This window comes from Cloacibacterium rupense, from assembly GCF_014645495.1.
GTDB classification, from domain to species: domain Bacteria; phylum Bacteroidota; class Bacteroidia; order Flavobacteriales; family Weeksellaceae; genus Cloacibacterium; species Cloacibacterium rupense.
The window spans coordinates 183,101-207,943 of record NZ_BMLV01000004.1; the positions used below are offsets into that span (position 1 = coordinate 183,101).

16 protein-coding genes, 3 tRNA genes and 1 CRISPR repeat array (1 of these 20 running past the window's edge) are annotated in these 24,843 nt (G+C 32.5%); of the genes, 9 read left to right on the plus strand and 10 right to left on the minus strand.

Annotated features, from left to right (window positions below; genetic code table 11):
- Positions 1-16 precede the first annotated feature (16 nt).
- From IEW40_RS10020 to IEW40_RS10030, 3 genes are all read right to left on the minus strand, one after another.
- Positions 17-90 (minus strand) — tRNA-Arg (locus IEW40_RS10020).
- Between the two features lie 121 nt (positions 91-211).
- A tRNA-Pro gene (locus IEW40_RS10025) sits at positions 212-286 on the minus strand.
- Positions 287-299: 13 nt separating this feature from the next.
- Positions 300-384: transfer RNA gene (locus tag IEW40_RS10030), tRNA-Ser, on the minus strand.
- Positions 385-516: 132 nt separating this feature from the next.
- On the opposite strand from IEW40_RS10030, the gene IEW40_RS10035 reads away from it, so the two are divergent.
- From IEW40_RS10035 to IEW40_RS10045, 3 genes are all read left to right on the plus strand, one after another.
- Positions 517-1,524 carry an N-acetylmuramoyl-L-alanine amidase gene (locus tag IEW40_RS10035; protein WP_188617959.1) on the plus strand — a complete coding sequence of 336 codons (1,008 nt, stop codon included), beginning with the start codon at positions 517-519 and terminating at the stop codon, positions 1,522-1,524.
- 78 nt (positions 1,525-1,602) lie between these two features.
- Positions 1,603-4,479 (plus strand): M16 family metallopeptidase, encoded by a 2,877-nt coding sequence (locus tag IEW40_RS10040; RefSeq protein WP_188618069.1) that lies wholly within the window; start codon positions 1,603-1,605, stop codon positions 4,477-4,479.
- Between the two features lie 20 nt (positions 4,480-4,499).
- The gene (locus IEW40_RS10045; RefSeq protein ID WP_188617960.1) at positions 4,500-4,850 is read left to right on the plus strand and encodes a hypothetical protein; all 351 of its coding nucleotides are present in this window, start codon (positions 4,500-4,502) and stop codon (positions 4,848-4,850) included.
- A gap of 130 nt (positions 4,851-4,980) precedes the next feature.
- Here the strand turns inward: IEW40_RS10045 and IEW40_RS10050 are convergent, their stop codons facing one another.
- From IEW40_RS10050 to IEW40_RS10075, 6 genes are all read right to left on the minus strand, one after another.
- A complete protein-coding gene (locus IEW40_RS10050; RefSeq protein ID WP_188617961.1) occupies positions 4,981-7,119 on the minus strand; it encodes a S46 family peptidase in 2,139 nt (712 codons plus the stop codon).
- Positions 7,120-7,209: 90 nt separating this feature from the next.
- Positions 7,210-8,775, minus strand: coding sequence for a SulP family inorganic anion transporter (locus tag IEW40_RS10055; RefSeq protein ID WP_229663427.1), 1,566 nt, complete (start codon positions 8,773-8,775; stop codon positions 7,210-7,212).
- A 111-nt stretch (positions 8,776-8,886) separates the two neighbouring features.
- Entirely contained in the window at positions 8,887-9,387 is a 501-nt protein-coding gene (locus IEW40_RS10060) for a hypothetical protein (RefSeq protein ID WP_188617962.1), read from the minus strand.
- Positions 9,377-11,386, minus strand: a complete 2,010-nt coding sequence (gene ligA / locus IEW40_RS10065; protein WP_188617963.1) for an NAD-dependent DNA ligase LigA — start codon at positions 11,384-11,386, stop codon at positions 9,377-9,379. Before ligA ends, IEW40_RS10060 begins: the two co-directional genes overlap by 11 nt.
- Positions 11,387-11,773: 387 nt before the next feature.
- Complete coding sequence (locus IEW40_RS10070; RefSeq protein WP_188617964.1) at positions 11,774-11,971, minus strand: cold-shock protein; 198 nt, start codon at positions 11,969-11,971, stop codon at positions 11,774-11,776.
- Positions 11,972-11,994: 23 nt separating this feature from the next.
- On the minus strand, positions 11,995-12,423 hold the full coding sequence (locus tag IEW40_RS10075; RefSeq protein ID WP_188617965.1) for a cold-shock protein: 429 nt from the start codon (positions 12,421-12,423) through the stop codon (positions 11,995-11,997).
- 987 nt (positions 12,424-13,410) lie between these two features.
- Here IEW40_RS10075 and IEW40_RS10080 point away from each other — a divergent pair.
- The 3 genes from IEW40_RS10080 (at position 13,411) to IEW40_RS10090 (ending at position 15,737) form a co-directional block, all read left to right on the plus strand.
- Complete coding sequence (locus tag IEW40_RS10080) at positions 13,411-14,307, plus strand: hypothetical protein (RefSeq protein ID WP_188617966.1); 897 nt, start codon at positions 13,411-13,413, stop codon at positions 14,305-14,307.
- 231 nt (positions 14,308-14,538) lie between these two features.
- Positions 14,539-15,036 carry a hypothetical protein gene (locus IEW40_RS10085; RefSeq protein ID WP_188617967.1) on the plus strand — a complete coding sequence of 166 codons (498 nt, stop codon included), beginning with the start codon at positions 14,539-14,541 and terminating at the stop codon, positions 15,034-15,036.
- Between the two features lie 479 nt (positions 15,037-15,515).
- Complete coding sequence (locus IEW40_RS10090; protein ID WP_188617968.1) at positions 15,516-15,737, plus strand: hypothetical protein; 222 nt, start codon at positions 15,516-15,518, stop codon at positions 15,735-15,737.
- Here the strand turns inward: IEW40_RS10090 and IEW40_RS10095 are convergent.
- The gene (locus IEW40_RS10095; RefSeq protein WP_188617969.1) at positions 15,729-16,208 is read right to left on the minus strand and encodes a DNA N-6-adenine-methyltransferase; all 480 of its coding nucleotides are present in this window, start codon (positions 16,206-16,208) and stop codon (positions 15,729-15,731) included. The two genes, IEW40_RS10090 and IEW40_RS10095, sit on opposite strands and share 9 nt — an antisense overlap.
- Before the next feature lie 429 nt (positions 16,209-16,637).
- On the opposite strand from IEW40_RS10095, the gene cas9 reads away from it, so the two are divergent.
- Genes cas9 through cas2 form a run of 3 tightly spaced genes read left to right on the plus strand, consistent with a single transcriptional unit; the run spans position 16,638 to position 22,263 of the window.
- The gene (gene cas9, locus IEW40_RS10100) at positions 16,638-21,026 is read left to right on the plus strand and encodes a type II CRISPR RNA-guided endonuclease Cas9 (RefSeq protein WP_188617970.1); all 4,389 of its coding nucleotides are present in this window, start codon (positions 16,638-16,640) and stop codon (positions 21,024-21,026) included.
- Positions 21,027-21,034: 8 nt separating this feature from the next.
- The gene (gene cas1, locus IEW40_RS10105; RefSeq protein WP_188617971.1) at positions 21,035-21,928 is read left to right on the plus strand and encodes a type II CRISPR-associated endonuclease Cas1; all 894 of its coding nucleotides are present in this window, start codon (positions 21,035-21,037) and stop codon (positions 21,926-21,928) included.
- Entirely contained in the window at positions 21,925-22,263 is a 339-nt protein-coding gene (gene cas2 / locus IEW40_RS10110; RefSeq protein WP_188617972.1) for a CRISPR-associated endonuclease Cas2, read from the plus strand. The genes cas1 and cas2 overlap by 4 nt, the downstream gene beginning before the upstream one ends.
- A 57-nt stretch (positions 22,264-22,320) precedes the next feature.
- Positions 22,321-24,843: direct repeats of the CRISPR family, unit length 47 nt; unit sequence GTTGTGCTTTATCACAAAGCTAATAAATTCTGAAAGCTTTTTCTAAC; it runs 3,066 nt beyond the window's last position.

Here is a 24,843-nt window from a genome sequence, read left to right on the forward strand (position 1 = left end):
TCTGATTTCTCTTTCGTGAGCGCGACAGGATTCGAACCTGTGACCGTCTGCTTAGAAGGCAGATGCTCTATCCAGCTGAGCTACGCACCCTTGTTTTTTTAGTGATTTTCTCACCTGTGACCGTTCCAATTTGAGTCGGAATGCTCTATCCAGCTGAGCTACGCACCTTAAATTTTTAAACTAAAAAATTCCCGAAGGAATTTGTTTTTTGTCGGGGTGGCAGGATTCGAACCTGCGACCTCCTGGTCCCAAACCAGGCGCGATGACCGGACTACGCTACACCCCGAAATTCTCAGTTGCGGAGGGTAAGGGATTCGAACCCTTGCGACACTTTCGCGTCGACAGTTTAGCAAACTGCTCCGTTAACCACTCCGGCAACCCTCCTTGCAAATTCTTTAAGAACTTCTATTCCGTAATTGCGAGTGCAAATATAGGACAGTTTTCGTTAATAACCAAAAAAAAATGATAAAAAATTTTTGTATTTTTGACTTTATAAACATTAATAAATAAAGGAAAATGCGTAATTCATTATATCTCATAGGTTTAGCTTTTTTAATAATTTCTTGTGGTTCACAAAAAGAAGTTGCGAAAACTGTTGTTTTGCCTAAATCAGTGTCTTCAAAACCAGAAGGTACTCCCAAACCACAGATTAGAAAGGATATTCAGGGCGGAGAATATTACACTGTAAATATTGCTGACCCTACAAAAAATGATAACACCATAAGTTATGGTTCTATAGTAAGTGCAAATCCTAAAGGATATGCCATTGCTAAGGTTTATTTTCCTGCAATTGCCCAGAATTTTAGACAAAAATATGTCATTTTACACTACACAGCTATAGATCATGATAAATCTGTAAAAGTACTCACTACACAATCTGTAAGTGCTCATTATTTGGTAAATGATTTAGATAATTCTGAAATTTATCAATTGGTAGATGAGAATAAGAGAGCTTATCATGCAGGAATTAGTGAATGGAGAAAAGATACTGGTCTTAATGATATCTCTATCGGGATAGAAATTGTAAATAATGGTTTCACTGAACAAGCAGGAAAAAAAGTCTTTGTTCCGTATCCAAATTATCAAGTGAAAAAAGTAGCAGAGTTGGTAAAAGATTTGGTTGCTCGATATCAAATTCCGCCAACCAATGTTTTAGGCCATTCTGATGTTGCCCCAACTAGAAAACAAGACCCAGGTCCACTATTTCCTTGGAAAAAATTGTATGATGAATATGGGATTGGAATGTGGTATGATGAAGCTACAAAGCAAACTTTCCTTAGCCAGATTGTTCCAGAAGAGTTTACAGCAAAGTTTAATGATGCTGCTTTTGTAATGGGAGTTCAGATTGAATTAAAGAAATTTGGTTACAGTTCTTTGCCAGAATCAGGCGTTTGGGATAAAGCAACACAAACTACAATTGAGGCTTTGCAGTACCATTTCCGACCAGAAAATTATGACGGAAAATTGGATATGGAAACTTGGGCTATTTTACAAGCACTGAATCAAAAATATTCAACAAAATAGATATTAATTATCAAAAGAAATTGACTTCGGCAAGCTATTTTCAGTAAGTTTGTCGAAGTTTTTTTAATTTACAATATGATGCAGACGATGATTGAAAATCAATACACAACACAAAATTTAACAGATAAAAGCGGATACTCTTACCTGCAAGTTCAGAATGATGAAAATGGTGTAAGAATTTATACTTTAAAAAACGGATTAAAGGTTTATTTGGCTCAAAATAATGATGCTCCTAGAATTCAAACCTATATTCCTGTGAAGACTGGAAGTAATAATGATCCAGCTGATAATACAGGATTAGCGCATTATTTAGAACACATGATGTTCAAAGGAACTTCTAAATTAGGAACATTAGATTGGGGAAAAGAAAAAGAGTTGCTCGGCCAAATTTCTGATTTGTATGAACAGCACAAAGCCGAACAAAATCCCGATAAAAAGAACGAGATTTACAAAAAAATAGATGAAATTTCTCAAGAAGCTTCCAAATATGCTATTGCCAATGAATATGACAAAGCTATTTCTTCGCTGGGTGCATCGGGAACAAATGCGCACACTTGGCTAGACGAAACGGTTTACAAGAATAATATTCCGAATAACGAATTAGAAAAATGGCTTAAAATCGAAAAAGAACGTTTTTCTGATTTGGTTTTGAGATTGTTTCATACTGAATTAGAATCGGTTTATGAGGAATTTAATAGAGCTCAAGATAATGATGGCAGATTGGTACATTATGCTTTGATGGAAGAACTTTTCCCAAAACATCCTAATGGTCAACAAACCACTCTCGGGAAATCTGAGCATTTGAAAAATCCTTCTATGAAGGCAATTCACCAATATTTTAATGATTTTTATGTGCCTAATAATATGGCAATGGTTTTGGTGGGTGATTTAGATTTTGAAGCAACGATTCTTTTAATCGACCAATATTTCGGGAAATTTGAATACAAAGAACTCCCGAAAAAGAATAAAATAATAGAAGAACCTTTAACCAAAGTAGTAGAAAAAACGGTGAAAAGTCCTTCTGCACCACGATTGCACATGGCGTGGAGAACAGATTCTTACGGAACACAAGAAGAAAGATTGGCGGAAGTGGTGGCGCAAATTCTTTCTAATTCTGGGGAAGCTGGTTTGCTGGATTTAAACATTAATCAAAACCAAAAAGCATTGCGTGCGGTAGCTTATCAATCTGGTTTTAAGCAATACGGAATGTTTACTATGGTGATAATTCCAAAGGAAAATCAAACGTTAGATGAAGCTAAAAATTTGCTTTTAGAACAAATAGATTTGGTGAAAAAAGGAGAGTTTCCAGATTGGTTAATTCCTGCCATTATCAATGAAATGAAACTTCAAAAACTGAAAAATTTAGAAACAGCAGATGGTTTGGCAACGGTTCTTTATGGTGCATTTATCAGTGAAAGAACTTGGGAAGAAGAATTGAATGAAATCTCAGAATGCGAAAAAATAACGAAAGACGAGGTAGTAAATTTTGCACAAAATTTCTTTAAAGACAATTATGTTGCCATCAAAAAAGAAAGAGGAGCCAATGAAGATCTCATCAGAGTAGAAAATCCTGGGATTACACCGATTAAAATCAACAGAGAGGTTCAATCTGAGTTTTTGACTGAAATTCTTAACGAAAAGTCATCGGAGATTAAACCTCAATTCATTGATTATCAAAATGAAATAGAAGTAGCCGATGTGAAAGATAAAAAAGTGAGTTTTGTAAAAAATAAGTACAACAACATTGCACAAGTTCACTTGATTTACAAAATGGGAACAGACCACGACAAAGAACTTTCCTTAGCAATAGATGTTTTGCAGTTTTTGGGAACAGAAGAATTGCTTCCACATCAATTAAAAGAGGAATTTTATAAAATTGGTATCAGCTATAATTTTTATACTTCGGCAGATATTTTCAGAATTTCACTCAGTGGTTTAGAAGAAAATATAGTAAAAGGTTTAGGTTTAATGAAACATTGGCTTACTTCCGTGAGACCAGATTCTGAAGTCTATGAAGGAACGGTGGACTTGATTTTAGAAAGCAGAGAAGTAGCCAAAAAAGACAAAAATAAAATAATGTCTGCACTCACTCAATATGCCAAATTTGGTGAAAATTCTAGATTAAGAGACGTAATTTCAGAGGCAAGGCTTAAGGAAATTCAAGTAGAAGAATTGACGGATAAAATTAAAAATTTAGTCAATTTTCCTTACGAAATTTTCTTTTATGGTAAAGATTTTAATGGGTTTAAAGCGATTGCAGATGATTATATAGAAGTTTCAATATTAGATATTCCCGAAGCGAGAATTTTCCCAGAGCTTGAAACTCAAGGAAAGGTATTTTTTATCGATTATGATATGGTACAAGTAGAAATGAGCAAAATTGGTAGAGCTAACGAAATTAATACGTCTAATTTTGGAAAAATTAATGTTTTTAATGAATATTTCGGACGAGGATTGTCTTCTGTGGTTTTTCAGGAGCTGAGAGAAAGCAAGAGTTTGGCGTATTCAGCGTATGTAAATTATGCCAACGCTAATGCGATAGGAAAACGTAATTATGTAGCTGCTTACATCGGAACTCAGGCAAATAAATTACATTTGGCGGTAGATGCTATGGATGATTTGATGAAAGATTTGCCTAGAATTTCTGCGCAGTTCGAAAATGCTAAAAATTCTGCTTTGAAACAAATTGCTTCTACCAGAATTACTAGAACTAATATTTTCTTCAATTATTTGAATTTGAATAAACTAGATATTTATCACGACATTAGAAAAGATATCTACCACGAAATAGAATGTCTAACGATAGATGATTTGGCAGCGTTTTATCATCAAGAAATAAAACCTGTTCAGTATAATGTAGCACTAATTGGTAAAAAGGAAAATCTTGATATGAAAGCTATTGAGAATCTCGGCGAGTTTCAAGAAGTGACTTTGGAAGAAATTTTTGGGTATTAATTGATAATGAGTAAAGAAATATGAAAAATTTAATTTTAGGATTATTTTTGATGGTGTCTATCAAAAATTTTTCGCAAGAAAACCAAGAAGGGCAAAAATTCAGATTGTCGCCTGAACAAAAACAAAAATCCATCGAAATTCATAAAAAATTTGATGCAGATTTGCTAAAACTTAAAACCAAGCAAGAAAATCAACTCGCCAAAACTAAAAGCGAAAGAAAAATTAATAGGTTAAAAAAAATTCATAAAAAACAAATAGATAGTTTGCACGAAGCTCACGAAAAAGAAACCGAACAAATCTATACACCAGAACAATTGGAACGTATAAAAAATATGAAAAAGAAAAGACTAGAAAAAAGAAAATCTAGTTAGAAAGCTATTGAGCATCTCTGCGAGTTTCAAGGATTGACTTTAGAAGAGATTTTTGGGTATTGATTTTCAAGACAAAAAAAGAGGCGGTCCAAAACTTTTTAGACAGCCTCCTACATATAGATTTTAAAATTTATTTCACAATTTTCATTTCATCTAAGAGCCATTTTGCGCCTGCAAATTTATCAATAATGAAGAGAATGTATTTCGTTTGAACCATTATATTTCTACTGAATCTAGGGTCGTAATTAATGTCGCTCATCGTTCCTTCCCATTGTCTGTCGAAATTTAATCCTACCAGATTTCCGTTCGCGTCTAGAGCAGGGCTTCCAGAATTTCCACCAGTGGTGTGATTGGTCGCCGTAAATGCTAATGGAATTTTGCCAGCCGCATTTTTATAAGTTCCGTAATCTTTAGAATTGTACAATTCTATTAATTTCTGTGGAACATCAAATTCATAATCTCCAGGCACATATTTTTCCATTACACCATCTAAAGTAGTTTCATAGTGGTAAGAAATAGCATCTGCAGGATTAGAACCTTTTACTTTACCATACGTTACTCTAAGCGTAGAATTGGCATCTGGGAAGAATTTTCTGTCTTTATCTGCTGCCATCATCTGAGCTAGATATTTCTTTTGAAGCGCATCTATTTTATCTTGCAAGGTCATAAATTCACCATCAGCTTTAGATAAATACGTTTCTTTCATTTGGGTTAAAGTCTGAAAAATAGGGTCAGCTTTTACCGTTTTTACCAACTCTGGAAGGTTAGAAAACACTTTGTTGATGTCAGAATACATGGTAGCTCCATTCACCGAATTTCTACCAGAAATCACAGAATTTCTGCTCCAATTTTCTAGAATTTGAAGATTTTGGTTGATATCTTTGAATTGTTCAAAACCTTTTGGTAAAAATTCTGGTTGCGTTTTATTGGCGTAAAGTGCTAATAATTTGGCAGTAACTTTAGCATCTAATTCTCCGTCATAATCTTTGTAAAAAGCAGACAATCTGTTTTTGAAATTATTGACAGATTTTTCGTCAGTTTTTCCTGCTTCATAAGCTTGGATAAAACTATAGAATTGATTGGCTAATGTAAGCGTTTCGGCATTTCTAAGAATTTCTGTATAATAAGCGTTGTTGAGTGCATAAGGCGCTTGTTGATTATAAAATGTATTAAATTCTGAAAGCGAATTTTTAATTTCAGGATTTTTTGAAATTAAAGAATTTTCGTATTGTTGTTTTTTGGCAACAGCATTAGATTTTTTAAGACCTTTGGTTTCGCCAATCCATTTTTTCCAATAATTGGCTACAGATGCGTATTTGGAAGCATATTTAATTCTGGTAGCATCATCTGCACGCATTTTTTCGTCAAGAGTTTTTAGGGCGATGTCTCTTACTTCTATTCTTGCAGGATTGGTGTCGGTAATAATTTTTTCGATGGCAATGCTTGGCAAATATTCATTGGTTCTGCCTGGAAATCCGAAAACGAAAGTGAAATCATTTTCTTTAATATCTTTTACAGAAATTGGCAAATAATGTTTTGGTGTAAAAGGAACGTTATCTGGTGAATAATCTGCTGGCTTGTTGTTTTTATTGGCATACACTCTAAAGATTGAAAAATCACCAGTATGTCTTGGCCAAACCCAATTGTCTGTATCCGAACCAAATTTACCAATGCTTTGTGGTGGTGCACCTACCAATCTGATGTCTTTGAAAGTCTCTACTGTAAACGCATAATACTTATTACCGGCAAACATAGGTCTCACCAAAATACTTTGGTATTCTTCTAATTTTTGAGATTTTCTGTATTGGTCAATATTTTCTTCAATTTTTTTATTGAGTTCTTTGTCGGTAAGTCCAGTTGTATTTCCTAGAATTTCTTTGGTAATATCTTTAATATCTGTTACGAAATCTACCACCATACCTGGATTGGTGAGTTCGCCTTTATTGTCTTTAGCCCAAAAACCATTAGAAAGCAAGTCGTTTTCTACCGTAGAATGACTTTGAATGGCACTATAACCGCAATGGTGATTGGTCAATAAAAGACCTTTCGGAGAGATAATTTCGCCAGTGCAACCTCTGTTAAATTGTACCACAGCATCTTTTATGCTTGGTTTTTGAGTACTCCAAATATCAGTGGCATTTATTTTCATTCCTAGAGATTTCATCTCTTTTTCATTGATTTCAGTAGGAATCCACATTCCGCCGTATTGTTGAGAAAAAAACGCAACAGCTTGGAATAATGATGCTATAATAATTGTTTTCTTTAGCATTGTATTGAATTATTTGTTTAAAAAATTAGGAATGCTAAAATTAGGGAAATTTATTTCAATGAGCAATTATTAAAGGTCAGAGTCAAGAATTTAATGAGCACTGGCTGCGGTTTCTACCGTTTTTATGTTGATTAACTCTAATTGAATGTGTCTGTCGTGAGCTTTAACCACAAAATCCGAGATAATTTCTAAAACATCGTGGTCTATAAAATGAATGTTAGTTCCATCTATAATTAATGAAGAATAGGGAGGTACTTTGTCTAGTGTATTTTTAATTTCTACTTTGTTTAGGAAAGTCACGTTGCTGTGTAATTTCAGAATATATTGGTCAATGCCTTGATAATGAGTTTTTTCTAAGTCATAACTTTCTTTGAAATTCTCTTTAATGATGTAGTAAATAGAAATTAATAGACCGATGCTTACCCCAATTAATAAATCTGTTGCCAAAATAATAACGATGGTAATAATGAAAGGAACAAATTGTTTCCAGCCGAGGTTGAATAAGCTTTTGTAGATTTTAATTTTTGTCAGTCCAAAACCAGTGAGGATAAGAATAGCAGATAGCGAAGCATAAGGAATTAGATTAATCAAAAACGGAATTAGAAGTACCGATAGCAATAAAAATACACCGTGTACAAATGATGAAACCTTGGTTTTAGCGCCAGCTTGTATATTGGCAGAACCTCTAACAACAACAGCAGTTAAAGGAATAGCACCCAATAATCCACAGAAAAAATTACCTACTCCTTGCGCCATTAACTCTCTATTTACTGGTGTAATTCTGTTGTGTTTATCCAGTTTGTCCATTGCTTCAATACTGAGTAAGGTTTCTAGAGTAGCTAGAGTTCCGATTAATAAACCATTTTTCCAAATTTCAATATTGCTTAGAATTTTAGTGAAATCAGGGAATTTAAGTTCTGCAAAAATATTAGAAGGGATATTGACCAATTGATTGGATTTCAGTGCGTAAGAAGAACCGAAATAAGTCAAAAGATAATTAATAGCAATCCCGAAAATCACCACCACTAATGAAGCAGGAAGAATGTTGTACTTCTTATTTTTGGGTTGTTTTAGGAAAATAAGAATCGCCAAAGAGATAAAAGAAATAAAGACCGCACCTCTGGTAATATTTGCATTGAATTCTTTTAAGTTTCCTAAGAAATTCGTTGAGGTGAAAATCTGTATGAAACCACTGCTCCAAAAGTCTGGTTGATTATAACCTAACGCTAGCGGAATTTGTTTTGAAATTAGAATAATACCAATGGCAGCCATCATTCCTTTAATCACCGAACTGGGGAAATAACTTGCGAAAACGCCTAATTTAAGTACCCCAAGTAATATTTGGAAAACTCCGGCAATCATTACTGCTAAAAGAAAAGTTTCAAAATTACCAAGGCTTATAATCGCTGCCGAAACCAGTGTAGTAAGACCAGCAGCAGGACCAGAAACCGCCAATTGAGAACCGCTAATTACAGAAACTACAACTCCACCAATGATTCCTGATAAAATCCCAGAATAGAGTGGTGCACCAGAAGCCAAAGCAACACCTAAACAAAGAGGAAGTGCCACCAAAAAAACCGTAAGACCTGCTGCTAAATCGTGTTTTTTGAACATTAACCAATAATACTTGAATGTTCGGTCTAGGTGCAACTCCATTTTTTCTAATTTTTTACAAATTTAGGGAATAATTGAGCGGTGAATAGGAGTTTTTGCTAAAAATTATAATGATTTACCTCATCCAACCTTCGATGATGTAGTTTTTGGGAATTATTGAACCACAAGAAACGTAAGTTTATAAGAATCTTTTCCGAATTTTTCTTCTTGATAGTTTTCTATTTTAGTGATTTTTAACCTACAAGTAATATTTTTGTTTGAAGAAAATACAGTTAGCAGATCTTTTTTAACTTTATAATTGTATTTAATTTTTGCAATCGAAATACTAGGTGGTTCATTACATTCATCTCCATAATTGATTGTAAGAAAATTCTTTGGATAAAAGATGAATAATTTACTTTTACAAAATGGAAGATTCGATGTAGTATAAAAAGATATGGTATCATTTTCTTTAAAAGGCTCGATATTGTCCGTCCATAATTTATTATCAATACCATATTCTGTTATTTTGGCATTTGCTCTTTTTTCAGTTTCTGTAATTATTTTCTTTAATTGTTTATTCAAAGAGCTTTGTCCAAAACCAAAATTGAACATTAAAATTAAAACCAAAAATATTCTATTTCTCATTATCAATTCTCCATTTTCATCTTTCAATCAAATCCAAAAACTGTTGTTCGTCTAAAATCTCAATGGTTCCGATGTCTTGTGCTTTTTTCAGTTTGCTACCTGCTTTTTCGCCTACAACCAGATAGTTCAGGTTTTTAGAAACAGCCGAAATGTTTTTTCCGCCGTGTTTTTCTACCATTTCTTCTGCTTGTTCACGAGTGAAAAGTGAAAGTTTTCCTGTGAAAAGGAAGGTTTTTCCTTCCAGAGCATTGCTTAAAACTTCATTGGTATTTTCTCCTTTTTCTAATTGAACGCCGTAAGATTTTAAACGCTCTATCATTTCCAAGTTTTCAGAATTTTTGAAAAATTCTGTAATGGAAATCGCGATTTTTTCGCCAATGTCTTCTACTTGACAAAGTTCTTCTACCGATGCGTTTCTTAGTTCCTCAATGGTATTGAAATTCTTTACCAATTTTTTGGCAACGGTTTCGCCAACGTGTTTTATGCCAATTCCGTAGAGCACTTTTTCAAACGGAATTTGTTTAGAATTTTCTACACCATCAATAATATTTTGCGCTGATTTTTCAGCCATTCTCTCCAAAGGAAGGAGTTGTTCTTTGGTTAAAGTGTAGAAATCTGCACAATTTTCTATTAATTTTTCTCGGTAGAGTTGTTCGATGGTTTCGCTTCCTAAATTTTCAATATTTAGAGCTTTTCTAGAGACATAATGTATCATTTTTCCTACCACTTGCGGTGGACAATGCGTTTCGTTCGGACAAAAATGAATGGCTTGATCTTCTAGTTTTACGAGTTCTGTTCCGCATTCTGGACAGTTTTTGATGTATTCTATCGGTTGTTGAAGTAGTGTTCTTTTCTCTAAATTGACCCCTACAATTTTCGGAATTATTTCTCCGCCTTTTTCTACATACACAAAATCGCCATCGTGTAAATCTAGTTTTTTGATGATGTCTTCGTTGTGCAAACTTGCTCTTTTTACTGTAGTTCCCGCCAAAAGTACAGGTTTTAGATTTGCTACTGGAGTGATGGCACCCGTTCTTCCCACTTGGTAAGAAACGCTTAATAATTCGGTTTCTACTTTTTCGGCTTTGAATTTATAAGCCATTGCCCAACGTGGAGATTTCGCAGTGTAACCCAATTGTCTCTGTTGTTTCAAAGAATTGACTTTCAATACGATTCCGTCAATTTCGAAAGGGAGGTTATGGCGCTCTTTATCCCAATAATTGATAAAGTTTTTAACCTCGTCTAGAGATTTGCAAAGCTTAGCTTGGTCTTCCGAAACTTTAAAGCCCCATTTTTTAGCATTGGCGAGTAAATCCCAGTGTGTTTCTGCTGGGAAATCATCGGAGATGTATTGATACAAAACCGCAGAGAGGCCGCGTTTTCTTACTTCTGCAGAATCTTGCATTTTTAAGCTTCCAGAAGCAGTATTTCTTGGGTTCATAAAAAGGTCTAAGCCTTCTTCTTCTCTGGATTTATTGATTTTATCAAAGTTTTTCTTTGTGAGATAGATTTCACCACGGATAAAGAATCTATCAGGGAAGTTGCCTTTTAATTTTAGGGGAACATCCGAAATAGTTCGAACATTGTTGGTAATTTCATCTCCTTGGAAGCCATCGCCTCTGGTTACGGCCTCTTTTAGTTCTCCATTTTCGTAGAGGATAGAAATAGAAGCGCCGTCGTATTTTAGTTCTGCTACAAACTCTACTTGTTCGTCTTCTATGGTTTTTAGAATGCGGTTTTCCCAATCTTCTAAATCATTAAAATCATAAGAGTTGTCTAGAGAGTACATTCTAAATTGGTGCTGTACTGTAGGGAAATTTTTGGTAACACCACCACCAACACGCCAACTAGGGGAGTTGGCATCGTGGAATTCTGGATGTGCTAATTCTAAGTCTTGCAATTCTTTTAATTTCACATCGAATTCAAAATCTGAGATGGTAGGTTCGTCTAAGATGTAATAATTATAGTTATGTTGATGAAGCTCTTCGCGGAGTGCTTCTATTTTTTGTTGGATAGTTGAGGGCATTTTGTTCTGATGATTTAGAGCAAAAATAAGGAAATTTGTTGATTTTTATTAGGGTTTTCTAGGATTGAAGGAGATTGAATTTTTGAGCGTCTTATCATGATGGTTATGTGTGGATTGACATTGGGAAATAGGTGAGTAAAGTTGGGTTTTCTTTTTTCATACATGATTCATACATCAGCTATACTTCAGCCATACATGAGCTATGTGTTTGCCATGCATTTTTCATACACTATCCATACACCATCCATACACTATCTATGCTTTATCTATAGACTTTCTATACCTTTGGTAAGCTGTAGGATTTTCATAAATTTTTTAGTTTTGGAGTATAAAAAAAGGCGGTCTCATAGGAGGCCGCCTTTCCATTTTATAGAAAATACTCGTGTATTAGTTCGCTAACTTAACGTTTACTGCGTTTAATCCTTTTTTTCCTTGGGTAACTTCATAAGTTACTTTGTCATTTTCACGGATGGTTCTTGTAGCCAAACCTGAGGTATGAACAAAAATGTCTTCTCCACCGTTAGATGGAGTAATAAATCCGAAACCTTTGGTTTCGTTGAAGAATTTTACGGTGCCTTCTTGCATAGTAATGTGAATATAAATTGTTATTATTTTACTAATTGAATGTTGATGGCTGAAAAGCCTTTAGCGGATTTTTCTTTTTCAAAAGAAACTTTGTTTCCTTTTTTCAAAGGAACAGGACAGTTGTTTTGGTGGAAAAAAACGTTTTCTTTAGAGCGGTCTTCGGTAATGAATCCATAGCCTTTTTCGCTAAAGAAAGTGATGATACCCGTTTTGGTAGTTTCTTCAGCTTCAATAGGAGCGGCTCCTAATTGGATGTCTTCTAGAGAGATTTCGTCTCTTTTTTCAGGAGGTGTATTGGTAATTCTCCCGAATTCATCTACATAGGAAAACATTTCTTCTAAATTTTTTCCTTTGTTGTTGTTTTCTTTACGCTCTTCTCTTCTGAGCGCTTTTTCTTTTTGTTTTTGAAGTTTTTTCTTAAAATTTTCTTTTTTTGAAAAAGAATCTGCCATAAATAATGCTCTTTTTGTTTTAAAATTAAAGGTATAACCAAATGGTATTGGTGTAGTTTTTCATAAGGAGAATTGTTTCAATCTGCATTTAAACGAGGTTTCAGCTTATGTAATGTCTTACTCTGAATATCGATAAAGAGGTTTTATTTGTTCTTGCCCTCCGTTATGTTTATCAATAATGATTGAAACTAAAAAAGAGGTTGCTCTGAGCAAAAACTGAAAAAGAAATAAAGAATATTCTAAACAGTAACAGCATGGCAAGATACTTACCTAAGTATTAATAATTGACAAAGGTAAGTTAAATAATTGAGATGACCTAATTGGGGGAGGGTGATGAGTGGATGAGTGGTAGAGTGGAAGAGGTGAAGTTGTAAAGTTGTGAAGTTGTAAAGTTGTAAAGTTGTGAAGTTGTGAAGTTGTGAAGTTGTAAAGTTGTAAAGTTGTAAAGTTGTTAAGAGGTGAAGTTGTGAAGATTTTATTGTCCTAGGTCCTAAAGGAAGTAAAATCTTCCATTTTTTTCTTGAGTTATTTTTGAAATTTTTGAAATTTCTACAGGTAGGTTTATTAGATTTTTTTAACGCAAAGATTCATTTTTGTGGATGGATATTTTAAGGAAGCAAAGGCATAAATGCTTGTGGAGGTTATTTCTAATCATAGTGTTCTTAGTGAAACCTTAGTGCTCTTTGTGTTTAAATAAATTTTTAACGCAAAGATTCATTTTTGTGGATGGATATTTTAAGGGAGCAAAGGCATAAATGCTTCGCGAAGGGTGTGGAGGTTAGGAGGTGAAGTTGAGGAGTGGTAGAGTGGTAGAGTGGTAGAGTGGTAGAGTGGAAGAGGTTAGGAGGTGAAGAGGTGAAGTTGTGAAGTTGAGGAGGTGAAAAAAAAGTTGAGGGTGGAGTTGTTTAATTTAGTAATTTTAAGGATTGAAAAATATAAAACCAATAATAACCTAAAAAAGTCTTCTTTTATGAAGGCACTACCGCTATGAACAGAAATTTTATTCTCTTTTTATTCCTTGTTTTTAATTTGAGTTTTGGGCAGAATACGCCTGTTTTGATACCCGGAACCTCTTACTCTATGGTTCCACCAGAGGGTTTTGTGGTGTCTGCTAATTTTTCGGGGTTCCAGAATAATGAAACAGGTTCTTCTATTATTGTGGCTGATTTTCCGGCTTCCTATGAAGAATTGGTAAAGGGTTTTACGAAGGAAGCTTTGAAAACAAAAGGAATGGAATTGATTTCTAAAGAAACTGTGTCTTACCAACAAAAAGAGGCCATGCTCTACAAGGTAAGTCAGATAGCTAATGGGATAACCTATCTCAAGCAGATATTATTGTTTGGAGACCTTAAGAATACGGTTATGGTCAATGGCATCTATCCCGAGTTGTTTAGTGCTCAAGAAAAAGCAATGCGCACGAGTTTGTTTTCCATAAAAATGAACGAAAAACAAATTGCCAACCCTCTAGAAGCTGCCCCTTACGCCATAGATGTCAGTGGTACAAGTTATGTTTTTGTGAAATCAATGGCTGGTTCTTTGCTGTATAGTGAAGATGGTCAACTGCCTAGTAAAAAAGGAATGCTTATCATAAGTAATTCTCTCGGCAACAAAGTCTATACTGATGAAAAGCAACAAGCTATAGAAAGATTAAAAAAACTACCCAATGCCAGTAAAGCCATCATTCAAAAAGTTGAAAAGGTCAATATTTCGGATATGCAAGGGTACGAAATTGTGGCTCAAGGAGATAAGGGGCAATTGCTCTACGAGGTGATGCTTTTTAATTCTGAACGTGAATATTACCTGATTGTAGGAGAAGCCAACGAAAATAAAGTCAAAAACCTAGAAGTATTTCAGAAAGTAGCCAGAACTTTTCGGGTAAAATAAATGTAGGTTAGGAGGTTAAGAGGTGAAGTTGAGGAGTGGTAGAGTGAAGAGTGGTAGAGTTAAGAGTGGAAGAGGTGAAGTTGTGAAGTTGTAAAGTTGTGAAGTTGTGAAGTTGTGAAGAGGTTAGAGAGTTAGTGTTATCTATAGTCTCATCTCTATCAATCATCAGTCATCAATTGTCAATTATTAGTCATTTATATCGATAATCAAAAACCAATAAAATCATCAGTTATGAAAAATGTAAAAACATTATTCTTTTTTCTTTTCTTTTTACCATTTGTTATTTTTGGACAAGAAACGGTTTACACGACATTGACCACCAATGCTGGAGAAGTGAAAATTCCTGGGGAATGGAAACAGCACAATACCATGGATGATTCTGGGCAAACTTATCTAAGCAATCAAGAGCACGTCATTATTGCTATTGCCAGAAATCCACAAAAAGCCTACCCATTTTATAAAAGTACTTATTCTGATTTTGAAAATGTAAAGGCCTTTTACCAATGGGATCCAGACTACCGAAGAGAAAACCATTATAAAACCCAGCATTTAAAAGACAATACAGAATTGCAGTATGTCATTTGGAAATACCATGATGGGAAACTGGATAATATTTTTTTATTTGGGGTTTCTAAGAAAGATTTCTTGAACTTAATGGTTTATACCGATAAGTGGAGTGAAGAGGAACAAATTAAGTTTCTGGAAAATTTATTTAAGCTGAATAAGTAGGTAGTTGGCGTTTGAACGGAGAACTGGTAGAGTGGGTTGGTGAAGGGGTTAGGAGGTGAAGTTGTAAAGATGTAAAGATGTAAAGATGTGAAGATGTGAAGATGTGAAGTTGAGGAGTGGTAGAGTGAAGAATGGTAGAGTGGAAGAGTGTAAGAGTGTAAGAGTGGAAGATTGAAGAGGTATATGCTTCGCAAAGGGTGGTTGGTATTTTTTATTTCATGGTATTTTCTTTTGGTGTTCTTTCAGTTTTGTTTTGGTTTTCTTCGGAAAAAGAGACGTTTTTCCGAAGGACTCCCGAAGAAGTCTCGAAGGAGACTCGAAGGATTGTAGGAGAGGGGTGGTCAAATCTGGACATTACTGGACATTAGTGGACAAATAAGGACAATAGTGGACAAAACTGGACATTAGCGGACAAAGGTGGACATTTTTATTTTCTGTTTTGTTTCCATTGGCCTTTTGATTATATTTGATGGAAATACATGAAAGTAAATTCTACCATGAAAAAATACATCATACTTACCCCAGAGGGACAAACCCTAGCGCCTAATGCAGAAGTGGAGGTAGAGAATTTGCAAGTGCTGGGCGTGGTAGAGGGCGTAAGAGACGAGAATGAAGCCATTATCAAACTGTTGCAAGAAAATAGTTGGATTATCGATGCGGAATATAATGTGGCAGAATTTATTGTCTATGAATTACTTTAGTCTGATGAATTTTCCTTCGATATGGGCTTGTTCTAGCAGGTCTGCATTTTCTTTGCCATAGGCTATCAAAATACTGGGAGCACCGGGAGTACCTTTTTGTTCGCCATCTGTGTTATAGAATTTTATTCTGCCTTTTACAAATAATACCGCGTGGGCATCGTTCCAGATGTGATTAAAGAAGCATTTGGTTTCTGTTCTAGCGAAGATTAGGGCAATGCCGTTGCCATGTATTTTCAGTTTTTCCATCCATTTTTCCATTCCTTTGCCATAGGGCGGATTCATGTAAACTCTGCCGAACCATTGTTTTTGCAGTCCATCATCATTGATATTGAAGTTGGTTTTAGCATGTACGAAAGGCGGATTGACGGGAGTGCAAGGATCTAAATCAAAATCGCCTAATTTTTTGACTAAATCAGGGGGTGTCAACCATTCTATGGTGGTGTTTATTGATTTTTCGAAGCTTACATTCATTGATTTTTTTTGGCAAATATGTGATCAATTTTTCAATTATGCAAGTGTAAATAGATCTAAATCAATAAGTTGCGTGAAATAAGTATCATTTTTATTGGATTGGAATTTTGTAAGTTTTTCTATGGCAGGAGGTTAGGGGATAAAATAAAAAATAAAAAAAGTCTTATTGTATAATTTATTAAAATAAAGTTATAAAAAAAATATAATAAAAATCGGGGAACCCGTATTTTCATGTGAAGTATTTTTTTTAAATTTATAAATTATTAAAAACTGATAATTATGAATAGACTATGACTAGAATTCTAGTTCTTACTAATGAAAATAAAAATCCCACGGAAGTACGCAGGATTAAGTTTTTCTACGGCTTAAAAGCCTTGTTAGAAAAAGTATCTCAGAATTTATTAAAACAAATTTATAAAAATATTTAATATGAGCAATAAAAAATTTGGAATTGATTTAGGAACAAATTCATATGGTTGGGCAATTAGAAATTTTGATTTGGAAGAAAATCAGATAGAAAAAGCTGGAGTAATCAGATTTGGTAGTGGTGTAGGAATTGATAAATCTGGAAGTGTTTTTACTTTTGCTTCAGTAAGAACAAAGGGAAGAGGAGTAAGAAATAGATATAAATCTGAAAAAAATAGAAAATTTGAGTTATTAAAATATCTTATTAAGTATAAATACGTGCCATTAACAGAAAATGAATTAAAATCTTGGAAAAATTATGTACATCCTAATTTAAGAACTAACGAAATTATTTCACGTAAATTTCCAAAAGAAAATATTAAATTTCTAAATTGGTTACAAAATGATTTTTCTTATTTAGATTTTGATGAGAAATTAAATATATACGAGATCAGAGCAAAATTAGTAAATGAAAAAATTGAAGATGAAATTTTAAGAAAGCATCTTCTTGGGAGAGTTTTATATCATATTGCTAATCATAGAGGATTCAAAAGTAGTAAAAAAGTAAAAGAAAATATAGAAGATGATAATGCGGAAGATGATATTTCTTTAAATAGAAAAAATCCTATTGGTGCAGAAAGAAAAAAAGCTAGTAAAATTGAAGAAATAGCTTTAAAATATAATGTAAAAACCATAGGGGAAGCTTTTGCTAAAGAAATTTCTTTCGGAAATAGAGTAAGACAAGAGTTACAACAATATGCAATCAGAATAAAACAAGAGGAGGAGGTAAAACTTATTTTTGAAAAGCAAGGTTATGTATTGGAAAGTGAGGAATTTAAAAATCTATTCAAATCTGTTTTTTTTCAAAAAAAACTTAAGTCACAAAAAGGAAATGTTGGAAACTGTACATTAGAGAAAAACAAAACAAGATGTTATTTAAGTCATTATGATTTTGAGGAATTTTCTGTTAGAGAGTTTTTAAATAATGTTCGAATTAATAGAAAGCCTTTGACTAAAAATATAAAAGATATTTTGTGGAATGATTTTTTCTTAAAAAGAGTAAAAAGTAATTTTAAGTTTTCTGAAATTAAAGAGTTTCTCTATGTAAATTTTTATTGTAAAGAAACTGATTATTTTAATTATAGAGATAAACAAACTATTGGAGGATGTCCTATATCAAGTTACTTTTTTAAGATCTTTGGTGAGAATTGGCGTGATTTAAGAATTGAGACTAATCTTCAAAAAGCAAATGCAAAAAGAAAAGATAAAAGAATCATTTACAATATTGAAGATGTATGGCATTTACTTTTAGATGAAGAGGATGACGAAAATCTAAAAACAATTTTTCTGAATAAATATAATTTTTCTGAAAAACAGATAATTGATTTATTAAAATGTAGCAGAAAGTTTGAACAGGGTTTTGCTTCTTTATCTCTTAATGCAATTAGAAAAATTCTAGTTTTCTTAAGAGAAGATTTTGACAATGTGAGTGCAAAACTTTTAGCAAATGTACCAATAGTTATAGGAAAAGAGCAATATGAATCAAATAGAAAAAAAATAATAGAGTTTTTAATAAATATACAAGATGAAGTGAACTTTGAGAAGTTAACATCTAATATCGTTAATGAACTTATTTATGAATGGAAAAATGAAGAACAAAAGAGAGGTTATAGAGACGTAGAATATAAACTTTCAAATAATGTTGAAGGAAAAGATATTTTGAACAAACTACAAATACGTTTTGGAAAAGATACCTGGACTGATTATTCTGAAGAAATAAAAAAGAAATACTATAATACATGTTTTAATAAATTTCAATTTTTTTTCAAAACAAGTAAGCGTGAGTTTATAAAATTACCAACTTTAAAAGATACGTTTAAGGGGTATTTGAAAAATAATTTTTTGAGTCATTTTTCAGAAGATACAATTAACAAAAAATTAGAAAGAATATACCATCCATCAGAGACAATTATATATCAAAAACCTGAAAACTCTGATGTTATTCTTCAATTAGGAAGTCCAAAACATCCTGCATTGAAGCAGCCAAAGGCACTTAAATCTTTACATATTTTAAAAAATCATCTCAATCAACTTTTGAAAGAAGAGATTATTGATAGTGATACAGAAATTATTATTGAGATTGCAAGAGAATTAAATGATATTAATAGAGCGTGGGCAATTGAACAATATCAGAAGAAGCAAGAACAAGAAAGGGAAGAAATAAAAGTATTATTAGAAGAATATTTTCTTTCAAATGGATTAAATGTAAATCCTCAAAGTGAGGATGATAATGATAAAATGAGATTGGCAATTGAGCAAATCGAAATGGAAGAAAAAGATTATGATTATTCTATAAAAGAAAACTCAAAAACGAAAGAAAAAAAGTGGGATTATTTCATAAAACAAGAGAAATCAAAAATAGAAAAGTATGTTGATAAAATAAAACTATGGAAAGAACAAAATTTCAGGTGTATTTATACAAACAAAAGTATTTCTTTTAAAGATTTGTTTAATGATAGAATTGTTGATTTTGAGCATACAATTCCCTATGAAATTTCACAAGATAATTCTTTACGAAATAAAACCCTTTGTTATTCACATTACAATACTAATATAAAAAAAGCAAAAATTCCAACAGAACTGATTGATGATTATGAAACTATAAGAAATAATATAGAACATTGGGTTCAAAAAGTTAAATTTATTGAAGATAGAATAGAATTTTGGAAGTTAGAATCTAAAAAAGCTGTAGGAGATAAAGAGAGAAAAGATTCAGCAATTAGAGAAAGACATTTATGGAGTTTAGAATTGAATTATTGGAAAGGAAAAGTAGAAGGGTTTTTAGTAAAAGAAATAACAGAAAAGTGGTTGAATTCTCAATTAGTTGATACTCAAATAATGACAAAATATGCCTATCATTTTTTGAAAACAATATTTAATAAAGTAAGAGTTGTAAAAGGAAATGATACAAAAGAATTTAGAAAAATATTACAAGTACAACCAAAAGAAGAGCTAGAAAAAAACAGAACACACCACTCCCATCATGCAATAGATGCTGCTGTTTTAACACTAATACCCCCAAGTCCAGAAAAAGAAAGAATAAAAGTTATAGCAGAAGAATTTCGTAAAAAATACAAAAAACAATATCATGATTATGTGCCTTATCGAAATTATAGTTCGGAACATGTTTTAAAAATTAAAGACGAAATAATAATTAATTATAAAGAAAAAGATAAGATTTTTTCATCTTTTGTGAAAAATTTAAAAAAGAATGGGAAAAGAATTCCTTTAGAAATATATAACAAACAAACTAATAAAAAAGAGATTGTTTATCAAAAAAATGAAAAAGGTGAAATTGAATTTAGAAAATATGAGGATGGCAACTTTATAATTAAGAAAGATCAATTTGGCAATCCGATAAAAGATCAGTTTGGCGGAAAAATTCCTATTCCTGAATATAAAAAAATGAAAGGGGATGGTTTTAGAGGTTCTATTTTTCAAGACTCTTTTTATAGTGAATTAAGTTATTTTGAAAGAGATGAGAATGGTAATTTTAAATTTGATAAGGAAGGTAATCATATTTTGAAAAAAAATGTGATAGCAAAACGAATTCCTATAGATGATGCCAAGAAAAAAATAGATGCAATAATTGATTTTCAAGTAAAAGAAAATGTAAAAAAAGAAATAGAACGTATAAAAGAAGAAGAAAATTTATTGAAAGATAATAAACTTGAATTAGTTGATAAAAAAATATACCAATTAAACAGAAAAGGAGAAAGGGTAAAAGATCAGTTTGGGAAATTTATTACTTATAGACATGTGAGATGTGCAATTCCAAATACTAAAGTAGTTCCAATAAAAAATCATTTATATGGAGATAATAGACATTATCTTGCGCAACATGAAGAGGTGAGTTTAGCAGCAATCTATGAAATTAAAACAAAAAATAAAATAAAGAGAGAATTAAAGACACTAAATCCTATACACATTGCAGAATTGAAAAATAATCTGAACATACTTGACAAAAAAGATTTTTTTGAATATTTAATTGATGAAAAAACAGGTGAAATTATTTATCCAAAATATGTTTTCTCTAAAAAAACTAAGGTACTATTCTATGGTAATGAAACTATAGAAGATTTGAAAAGAATTTATAATGAAGGAAATATTGAAGATATTCAAAAAAGATTTTTTATGATTTCAGGTATTGAAGAAAATAAAGCAGGAAAAAAAATTATTTTCCAGAATTGTTTTATGGCAGGAGATGCTTTAAAAAGTCTACCAAAAAATTTATCAGAATTAAATCTAAATGAGAATGTAGAAACTTATAAACTTTCACAAGGGAATTGGAATTTTATTATGGAGGGTTATGATTTTAAAATTAATGCATTAGGTGAAATAGAATTCAAATAAAACGCAATATGTTATTTCGCTCCATTTACATCGGCAATCCCGCTTATCTTAAACTCAAAGACGAGCAAATGAAAATTCTTTGTCCGGAAACCAAAACCGAAAAGGGCAGTGTTCCTGTGGAAGATTTGGGGTTGTTGATGTTAGACCACTTTCAAATTACTATTTCTCATCAATTGATACAGAAAATGATGGGAAATAATGTTGTGGTGGTGAGTTGTGATGCGCATCATCTTCCGCATGGAATGATGCTTCCCTTGTTTGGTCACACTGAACATTCAGACCGAGTAAAAGACCAATTGGAAGCCAGTGAACCTCTCAAAAAACAACTTTGGAAACAAACCGTAGAATGCAAGATTGAAAACCAGAAAAGTGTCCTGATGAAACTGGGAAATTATTACGAACCTATGATTGAATATCAAAGAAACGTAAAGTCTGGAGATATAACGAATATGGAAGGGATTGCGGCACAGCATTACTGGAAATATCTCATCAGTCTTGATTTTTTGAGACAACGTTTCGGAGATTCTCCCAATCAATTTTTTAATTTTGGTTATGCGGTTCTTAGAAGTATTGTTGCCAGAGCCATTGTAGAAACGGGTTTGCTTCCAGTGTTGGGCATTTTTCATAAAAATAAATACAATCCTTATTGTCTGGCAGATGATTTAATGGAACCTTACCGTCCTTTTGTAGATTGGTTGGTAATGGATTGGCTTACCCAACATCCAAATTCTGAAGAATTGACCAAAGAGTTCAAAGCCCACCTATTACAAATTGCCACCAAAGATGTAAAAATAGACGGAAAAACAAGACCCTTGTTGGTTGCTGTTAAAATGACAGCTTCATCGCTTTATAAATGTTATACAGGAGAAAAACGATTGATTTCTTATCCTGAATGGTTATGAATACCGAAAGGTTTAACGCTTACCGAATTATGTGGGTACTCGTTTTGTATGATTTACCAACCGAAACTAAAACCAATATGAGAGATGCAAGTCTATTCAGAAAGCGACTATTGGATGATGGTTTTTCACTTTTTCAGTTTTCTATGTACGTTCGACATTGTCCAAGTAGAGAAAATGCAGAGGTGCATATCAAGAGGGTTAAGTCAATGTTGCCAAAGGCTGGAAAAGTGGCGATAATGTGTATTACCGACAAGCAATTTGGTGAGATTGAAATCTTTTTCGCTAGAAATAAAGAAGAGCCGCCACCAACCTTTCAACAATTAGAATTGTTCTAAATTTTGAATCCTAAAAATGAAAATAATCCACTGTAATTCAGTGGATTAAATTTTGAGGTTGTGCTTTATCACAAAGCTAATAAATTCTGAAAGCTTTTTCTAACTATAGGAGATCCTAGAAAGATGCAACACCCGTTGTGCTTTATCACAAAGCTAATAAATTCTGAAAGCTTTTTCTAACCTTAAAAAAGATCAAGAGCCACTGTTCTCTGTTGTGCTTTATCACAAAGCTAATAAATTCTGAAAGCTTTTTCTAACTAAATCTAGTTCCTAAGTGCCACATTCTAGGTTGTGCTTTATCACAAAGCTAATAAATTCTGAAAGCTTTTTCTAACTTAAGAGAAGAATTATATCAAAACCTAGATGTTGTGCTTTATCACAAAGCTAATAAATTCTGAAAGCTTTTTCTAACAGTTCCCAGATTTGTTTGCAGAAAAGTTTGGTTGTGCTTTATCACAAAGCTAATAAATTCTGAAAGCTTTTTCTAACTACTACATTACCTATTACGAGTTTTTATATGTTGTGCTTTATCACAAAGCTAATAAATTCTGAAAGCTTTTTCTAACCATTAATGCGAGTTGCTCTTCCCTAGTTAAGTTGTGCTTTATCACAAAGCTAATAAATTCTGAAAGCTTTTTCTAACGCAAAAGATGCGCAAAAAGCACAAGAAGATGTTGTGCTTTATCACAAAGCTAATAAATTCTGAAAGCTTTTTCTAACTTTAACATTAAAGTGGTTTTTTTGGTGGTTGTTGTGCTTTATCACAAAGCTAATAAATTCTGAAAGCTTTTTCTAACTTCACAACGAACGTCGTGAAATGCTTCTTGGTTGTGCTTTATCACAAAGCTAATAAATTCTGAAAGCTTTTTCTAACTTTCTTCTGTGAGTGGGATTTTTTCAAAATGTTGTGCTTTATCACAAAGCTAATAAATTCTGAAAGCTTTTTCTAACCATATATCTAACTTCGGAATTCAAGAATTCGTTGTGCTTTATCACAAAGCTAATAAATTCTGAAAGCTTTTTCTAACCATAAAAAAGAAGTAAATGAAGAAACAACAGTTGTGCTTTATCACAAAGCTAATAAATTCTGAAAGCTTTTTCTAACTAATTAAGAATAACAATGTAGAACGGAAAAGTTGTGCTTTATCACAAAGCTAATAAATTCTGAAAGCTTTTTCTAACTAGCGGTCAAGTTTGATGTTTTTACGGTAAGTTGTGCTTTATCACAAAGCTAATAAATTCTGAAAGCTTTTTCTAACCATAATCATTGTATTTATAACCTAATTGTTGTTGTGCTTTATCACAAAGCTAATAAATTCTGAAAGCTTTTTCTAACAAACTTTCTTTTTTCATCAAAAAAGAAATTGTTGTGCTTTATCACAAAGCTAATAAATTCTGAAAGCTTTTTCTAACCACCGCCGACTGCGTATATATCTTTTGATAGTTGTGCTTTATCACAAAGCTAATAAATTCTGAAAGCTTTTTCTAACTTCAATCAACGTACTATTACATTTTGCACTGTTGTGCTTTATCACAAAGCTAATAAATTCTGAAAGCTTTTTCTAACTACCAGAACCGTCTATGTAATTTCTACGCAGTTGTGCTTTATCACAAAGCTAATAAATTCTGAAAGCTTTTTCTAACTACCAAGTATTTCTTTCAGTATCAGATTTTGTTGTGCTTTATCACAAAGCTAATAAATTCTGAAAGCTTTTTCTAACTTTTAAAGGCTTGGGTTAAATTAGGAGTTAGTTGTGCTTTATCACAAAGCTAATAAATTCTGAAAGCTTTTTCTAACAGTCTTACTGAACCCGATCATTCATTAACTGTTGTGCTTTATCACAAAGCTAATAAATTCTGAAAGCTTTTTCTAACATTATAAATTCTGGCCTTCAAGATTGGGTTGTTGTGCTTTATCACAAAGCTAATAAATTCTGAAAGCTTTTTCTAACATTTCTAGAAATACCTAGTATTTGTGAAAAGTTGTGCTTTATCACAAAGCTAATAAATTCTGAAAGCTTTTTCTAACGTCAGCATTATCAATTATTTTTTGCGCTTCGTTGTGCTTTATCACAAAGCTAATAAATTCTGAAAGCTTTTTCTAACCTGAATTGAATTATAAAGTAGAATTGCTTTGTTGTGCTTTATCACAAAGCTAATAAATTCTGAAAGCTTTTTCTAACTATCTTTAACATCTTTATTTGTTAGAGATTGTTGTGCTTTATCACAAAGCTAATAAATTCTGAAAGCTTTTTCTAACTTGGTTGCTGCTCATCCTAATTTACCAATTGTTGTGCTTTATCACAAAGCTAATAAATTCTGAAAGCTTTTTCTAACTATTGGTAGATGATGACCGATATGTAGAACGTTGTGCTTTATCACAAAGCTAATAAATTCTGAAAGCTTTTTCTAACTATGAAGGACTTGATCTTACAATTTTAGACGTTGTGCTTTATCACAAAGCTAATAAATTCTGAAAGCTTTTTCTAACTCGAAAGTGGTTATCAATCTGCAGAATTCTGTTGTGCTTTATCACAAAGCTAATAAATTCTGAAAGCTTTTTCTAACCAGCGGCTATTT